We start from the raw sequence: 5835 nt of genomic DNA on the forward strand, positions 1-5835 counted from the left end.
GACGGGATCGCCGTGACGGGATCGCCGTCTCCTTCGACCTGCTCTGCGAGCAGTTCGACGCGCTCGCTACGGACGGCGCCGCCGCGGGTGTGAAGATCGCGTTCGAGAACACCCCGTTCTCGCACCACGTCAAGACCACCGAACAGGCTGCGCGGTTCGTCCAGGACGTCGGCAACCCCAACGGCGGGCTCATCCTGGACATCTGGCACGCCTTCCGGGGTGGGACGGACTACCACACGTTGACGGAGATCATTCCGTCGCGCTTCGTGTTCGGCGTCGAACTCGACGACGGTTGGACTGCCGTGCGGGGAACCGATCTCGAGGACACCTTCGACAACCGGGTTCCCTGTGGCGAGGGCCAATTCGCCGTCCCGAAGTTCATCGATGCGGTCCGCCGCGTCGGCTTCGACGGACCGTGGGGTATCGAGCACATGTCGCAGGAGTTCCGGAAACTGCCCGTCGCCGAGGCACTCTCCCGGGCACGCGACGGCGCCCTGCGGTGCTTCGAGGTCGCCGACCTGGCGGCCGCGAATGGGGACGACAGCTGATCTCATCGGCTCTCCCATCGCCATCCGGTCTGCGGCGGTGAGGTGAAAATGATGGGAATACCGTATTGATTGAGGCGTGCGTCACAGCAAGACTGGCAAGGGCACACAGACAGTGGATTGTGCAGTCGCTGCTCGGACTGGCCGTGTGCATCACCGACCCACCGGCACAGACGCCGATGGGGACAGAACGAAAGGAATCCAGTGGCCACCCTGTTGAACGGGAAAGTCGTTCTGATCAGCGGCGGGACGCAAGGTGTCGGCGCAGGCGTCGTGCGAGCCGCGGCCCGCGAAGGCGCCCGAGTGGTCTTCACCGGCCGCCGGGCCGAGGCCGGCAAGACCCTGGCCGCCGAACTCGACTCCGAGGGCGCGCAGGTCCGGTTCGTGCAAGCGGACCTCGTCGACCCGGCCGAGGCGACGAACTCGGTGACCCGGACCATCGAGGAATTCGGCCGCATCGACGCACTGTGCAACGCGGCCGGCCTGACCACCCGCGGCACCCTCGTCGACACCACGCCGGAGTTGTTCGACCAGCACATGGCCGTCAATCTGCGGGCCCCGTTCTTCACCATGCAGGCCGCCGTCGCGGACATGGTGGCGCGGAAGGCGCCGGGAACGATCGTCAACATCATCTCCATCGCGCAGCACGGCGGGCAGTCCTACCTGGCTCCGTACGTGGCGGCGAAGGCCGGGCTGGCGGGGCTGACCCGCAACGCCGCCTACGCGCACCGCTTCGACCGGATCCGGATCAACGGTCTCAACATCGGCTGGACCGAGACCGAGGGCGAGACCGCGACCCAGCAACGCTTCCACGGCGCCGACGACAACTGGGCCGCCGAGGCCGCGGCGAAGGTGCCGATGGGCAAGCTCGGGCAGGTCGACGAGATCGCCGACATGGTGGTGTTCCTGCTCTCGGATCGCAGTGGCGTCGTCACCGGCTCGGTCATCGACTGGGACCAGACCGTCATCGGAGGGCAGGACTGATGGGATCGACACTCGGCGTGATCGGCCTCGGCCGGATCGGCGCATTCCACACCGACACCCTCGCCCAATTGCCGGGGGTGGACGGCCTCGTCGTCACCGACGAGCGTCCGGACGTCACCGCAACCGTGGCCGCCAAGTTCGGGGCGCGCGCGGTCGAGGACGCAGCTGCGGTCTTCGCCTCGGGCGTGGACGGGGTCGTGATCGCGGCCGCCACCCCGGCGCATGCGCCGCTGATCCTGGCCGCCGTCGATGCCGGGATTCCGGTGTTCTGCGAGAAGCCGGTCGCGTTCACCGCCGACGAGAGCTACCAGGTCGTCGAGCGGCTGAAGACGTCGACGGTGCCGGTGCAGATCGGGTACAACCGCCGGTTCGATCCCGCGTTCGTCGCCGCCCGCAACGCCGTCGTGCGAGGGGAACTCGGCTGGCTGCACACGGTGCGCTCGACGACCCTCGACCCGGCGCCGCCGCCGGCGGAGTACGTGGCCGCCTCCGGCGGCATCTTCCGCGACTGCAGCGTCCACGACTTCGACATCGTCCGCTGGGTCGTCGGGCAGGAGGTGACCGAGGTCTACGCTGCCGGATCCAATCAGGGCGATTCCATCTTCGCCGACTGCGGCGACGTCGACACCGCCACCACCACCCTGACGTTCGAGAACGGCACCCTCGGCGTGGTGTCGAACACCCGCTACAACCCCCGCGGCTACGACTGCCGCCTCGAGGTCCACGGCTCCCAGGACAGCGTCGTCGCCGGTTGGGACGCAAGCGCCCCCGTCCGCAATCTCGAACCCGGCGTCACGTTCCCGGACGGCCCACCGCACCGGTTCTTCATGGACCGCTTCACCGCCGCCTACCGCGCCGAACTCGGCGCGTTCCTCGAGGTAATCGCCGGCACCGCACCGTCGCCGTGCACCGCCGCCGACGCCCTCGAGGTGGCGTGGATCGCCGAGGCGGCCACGCTGTCCCTCTCCCACCACCGACCCGTCCAGATGAGTGAGGTTCGACGATGATTCGTATTGCAGGAGCACCTATTTCCTGGGGTGTCTGTGAAGTTCCCGACTGGGGACACCAGCTCGGCGCCGAACGGGTGCTGTCGGAGATGCGCGACGCCGGTCTCGAGGCCGCGGAAATCGGACCCGAGGGCTTCCTGCCGTCCGACCCCCGGCAACTGGCCGACACTCTCGCCTCCTATGACCTGAAGGCGGTCGGCGGGTTCACGCCGGTGCTGCTGCACGACCCCGATCACGACCCGGTCCCGGACATCACCGGCACCCTCGCCGCGTTTACGGCGGCCGGTGCCGAGGTCCTGGTGCTGGCCGCAATCACCGACACCGACGGTTACGATTCACGCCCCGACCTCGACGACGCCGGCTGGAAGACGCTGCTGGGCAACCTCGACCGGCTGCACCGCGTCGCATCGGACCAGGGCATCCGCGCCGTCCTGCATCCGCACGTCGGAACGATGGTCGAGAGGAACCTCGAGGTACAGCGGGTGCTCGACGGCTCCTCGATCCCCCTGTGCCTCGACACCGGCCACTTGCTGATCGGTGGCACCGACCCGCTCGAGCTGGCCCGGGCCGCCGCAGATCGGATCACCCACACCCACCTCAAGGACGTCGACGCCGAATTCGCCGCCCGCGTGCAGGCCGGTGAGCTCAGCTACACCGACGCCGTCGCGCAGGGCATGTACACCCCGCTCGGCACCGGCGACGTCGACATCGAAGGTGTGGTCCGGCACCTCGTGGACTCCGGCTTCGACGGCTGGTTCACCCTCGAACAGGACACCATCCTCGCCGGCGAACCCGAGGGCGAGGGCCCGGTGGCGGACGTGAAGACCAGCGCCGCGTTCCTGCGAAGCCTGTCGCTGTGACATCCCTGCGGATCGGGGTGCTCGGCGCCTCGCGGATCGCGGAATCGGCGATCGTGAGGCCGGCCCAGATCCTGGGTCACCGGCTGGTCGCGGTCGCCGCCCGCGACCGCGACCGGGCCGAGGCGTTCGCGCAGACCTACGGTGTCGAACGGGTCGTCGACTCGTACGCGGATCTGATCGCCGACCCCGAGGTCGACGTGGTCTACAACCCGCTCGCCAACGCCTTCCACGCCGAGTGGAACCTGAAGGCGATCGAAGCCGGCAAGGCGGTGCTGACCGAGAAGCCGTTCGCGCGCAACGCAGTCGAAGCCAAACTGGTGCGGCGCGCGGCGCGGGAACGGGGAGTGCCGATCATGGAAGGGTTTCACTACCTGTTCCACCCGATCATTCAGCGGATGTTCGGCCTGCTCGAGGACGGCACCCTCGGGACGCTGCAGCGGGTCGAGGTGGTCATGCGGATGCCCGAACCCAAGCCGGACGATCCGCGGTGGAGCCTCGACCTCGCCGGCGGGACGGTCATGGATCTCGGCTGCTACAGCCTGCACGTGCACCGGCAGCTCGGCCGGTTCGCCGGCGGCGAACCCACCGTCGTCGCGGCACGAGCGATCGAACGCGACCCCGGGGTCGACGAATCCTGCGACATCGACCTGGTGTTCCCCAGCGGCGCAACGGGTTCCAGCATCAACTCGATGACCTGGGACCGGTTCGAGATGACCCTGCGCTTGGTCGGGGACCGGGGCGAGGCCTTCGCCCACGATTACCCGCTGCAGTCCGGCGATGACCGCATCACCGTCATTACCGACAGCGGTGCCGTCGTCGAACGCCTCGGAACCCGCTCGACGTACACCTACCAGCTCGACACCTTCGCTCGACACCTTGCCGACGGGACCGCGTTCCCGATCGACGCCGACGACGCGGTCACCACCATGGAGCTCATCGACTCCACGTACCGCGCCGCAGGCCTGCCCCTGCGGTAGGTCACCTTCTCCCCACCGGGCCTCGAGAACCGACTTCCCGCGTCCGGTCCGGTGGGGTTCTCCACCCACACTCTCCCTGTCTCCCCTCCCTCGCTGCTTTTCCATGCCTGCATGGTTGCGGCTTCCGAAAGGCCAACCACATGGATACACACGACGGCCGGCCCGTCCCGTTCACAGGCAAGCGCACACGCCGGGTGACCACCCTGGCATTGGGCATCGCCACAGCCGTGTTACTCGCAGGATGCTCGAGCACCGGCGGCAAACCCGAGGCAACGGGTAGTGGCATGGCCTCGGGCACCGCGGACACCCCCCGCGCGACCATTGCGATGATCACGCACGAGGTTCCTGGTGACACCTTCTGGGACCTCATCCGCAAGGGCGCGGAAACCGCGGCGGCCAAGGACAATATCGAACTGCGGTATTCCTCGGATCCCGAGGCACCGAACCAGGCCAACCTCGTCCAGAGCGCCATCGACAGCCGAGTCGACGCCATCGCCGTCACCCTCGCCAAGCCGGACGCGATGTCGCCGGCCGTGCGCGCCGCCACAGACGCGGACATCCCCCTCGTCGTCTTCAACGGGGGAATGGACCAGTACAAGGCCCAGGGCGTGGCCCAGTACTTCGGTCAGGACGAGAAGCTCGCCGGCATCTCGGCCGGGCAGCGCCTGACCGCCGACGGCGCCAAGAAGGCGCTGTGCATCATCCAGGAGCAAGGCCAGATCGCACTCGAGACCCGGTGCGCGGGTGTGATCGAAGGATTCAAGGGACAAACCGAGATCCTCAACGTCAACAGCAAGGACCTGCCCTCGGTCGAGGCGACGATCACCGCGAAACTGCAGCAGGATCCCTCCATCGATCACGTCGTCGCGCTCGGCGCACCGATCGCCCTGACCGCCATCCAGTCCAAGGCCAACGCCGGCAGCGGCGCGACGATCGTCACCTTCGACACCAACGCCGCCCTCGTCGACGCCATCAAGGCCGGGGACGTCAAATGGGCCATCGACCAGCAGCCGTTCCTGCAGGCTACCTCGCGGTGGACTCGCTGTGGCTGTACCTGAACAACCGCAACACCATCGGAGGTGGAATGCCGACACTGACCGGCCCCTCCTTCATCGACCAGTCCAACATCGACTCGATCGCCGAGTACGCCAAGGCCGGAACCCGCTGAGCACGGTGCCCGGCACAGCATCGCGACTGCCGGGCACCGTCGGCGTAACGGAAGGAAAGTCATGTCCACACAGCAAGATCTGGACCTTGCCAGTCACAAGGTCGTCCACGACGAACGGGTGAAGGAACAAAAACGCCTGCAACGGCTGCTGGTCCGCCCCGAGATCGGGTCCCTGTTCGGTGCGATCGCGATCTTCGTCTTCTTCATGGTCGTCGCACCCCCGTTCCGCAGCCCCGAGGCGCTGGCCACGGTGCTCTACGCCTCCTCCACGATCGGGATCATGGCCTGCGCGGT

At 67.9% G+C, this 5835-nt stretch carries 5 protein-coding genes and 2 pseudogenes; all 7 read left to right on the forward strand.

The genetic code is table 11. From position 1 onward, the window contains the following. On the forward strand, positions 1-548 hold a 548-nt coding region (locus AC1DWT_RS49145), incomplete at its 5' end, for a sugar phosphate isomerase/epimerase family protein (RefSeq protein WP_477926054.1). Positions 549-749: 201 nt separating this feature from the next. Next, positions 750-1529: an SDR family oxidoreductase gene (locus AC1DWT_RS49150; RefSeq protein WP_072951176.1), complete on the forward strand. Its 780-nt coding sequence runs from the start codon at positions 750-752 to the stop codon at positions 1527-1529. After that, positions 1529-2536, forward strand: a complete 1008-nt coding sequence (locus tag AC1DWT_RS49155) for a Gfo/Idh/MocA family protein (RefSeq protein WP_095863881.1) — start codon at positions 1529-1531, stop codon at positions 2534-2536. Before AC1DWT_RS49150 ends, AC1DWT_RS49155 begins: the two co-directional genes overlap by 1 nt. Continuing rightward, the gene (locus AC1DWT_RS49160) at positions 2533-3396 is read left to right on the forward strand and encodes a sugar phosphate isomerase/epimerase family protein (protein WP_206012484.1); all 864 of its coding nucleotides are present in this window, start codon (positions 2533-2535) and stop codon (positions 3394-3396) included. The genes AC1DWT_RS49155 and AC1DWT_RS49160 overlap by 4 nt, the downstream gene beginning before the upstream one ends. Next, positions 3393-4373: a Gfo/Idh/MocA family protein gene (locus AC1DWT_RS49165; protein WP_206012485.1), complete on the forward strand. Its 981-nt coding sequence runs from the start codon at positions 3393-3395 to the stop codon at positions 4371-4373. The genes AC1DWT_RS49160 and AC1DWT_RS49165 overlap by 4 nt, the downstream gene beginning before the upstream one ends. Positions 4374-4513: 140 nt before the next feature. After that, positions 4514-5541: pseudogene (locus AC1DWT_RS49170) on the forward strand (substrate-binding domain-containing protein). Between the two features lie 61 nt (positions 5542-5602). Then, positions 5603-5835: pseudogene (locus AC1DWT_RS49175) on the forward strand (ABC transporter permease); the annotation flags it as partial.

The sequence above is a fragment of the Rhodococcus sp. P4_B6 genome, from assembly GCF_056402215.1.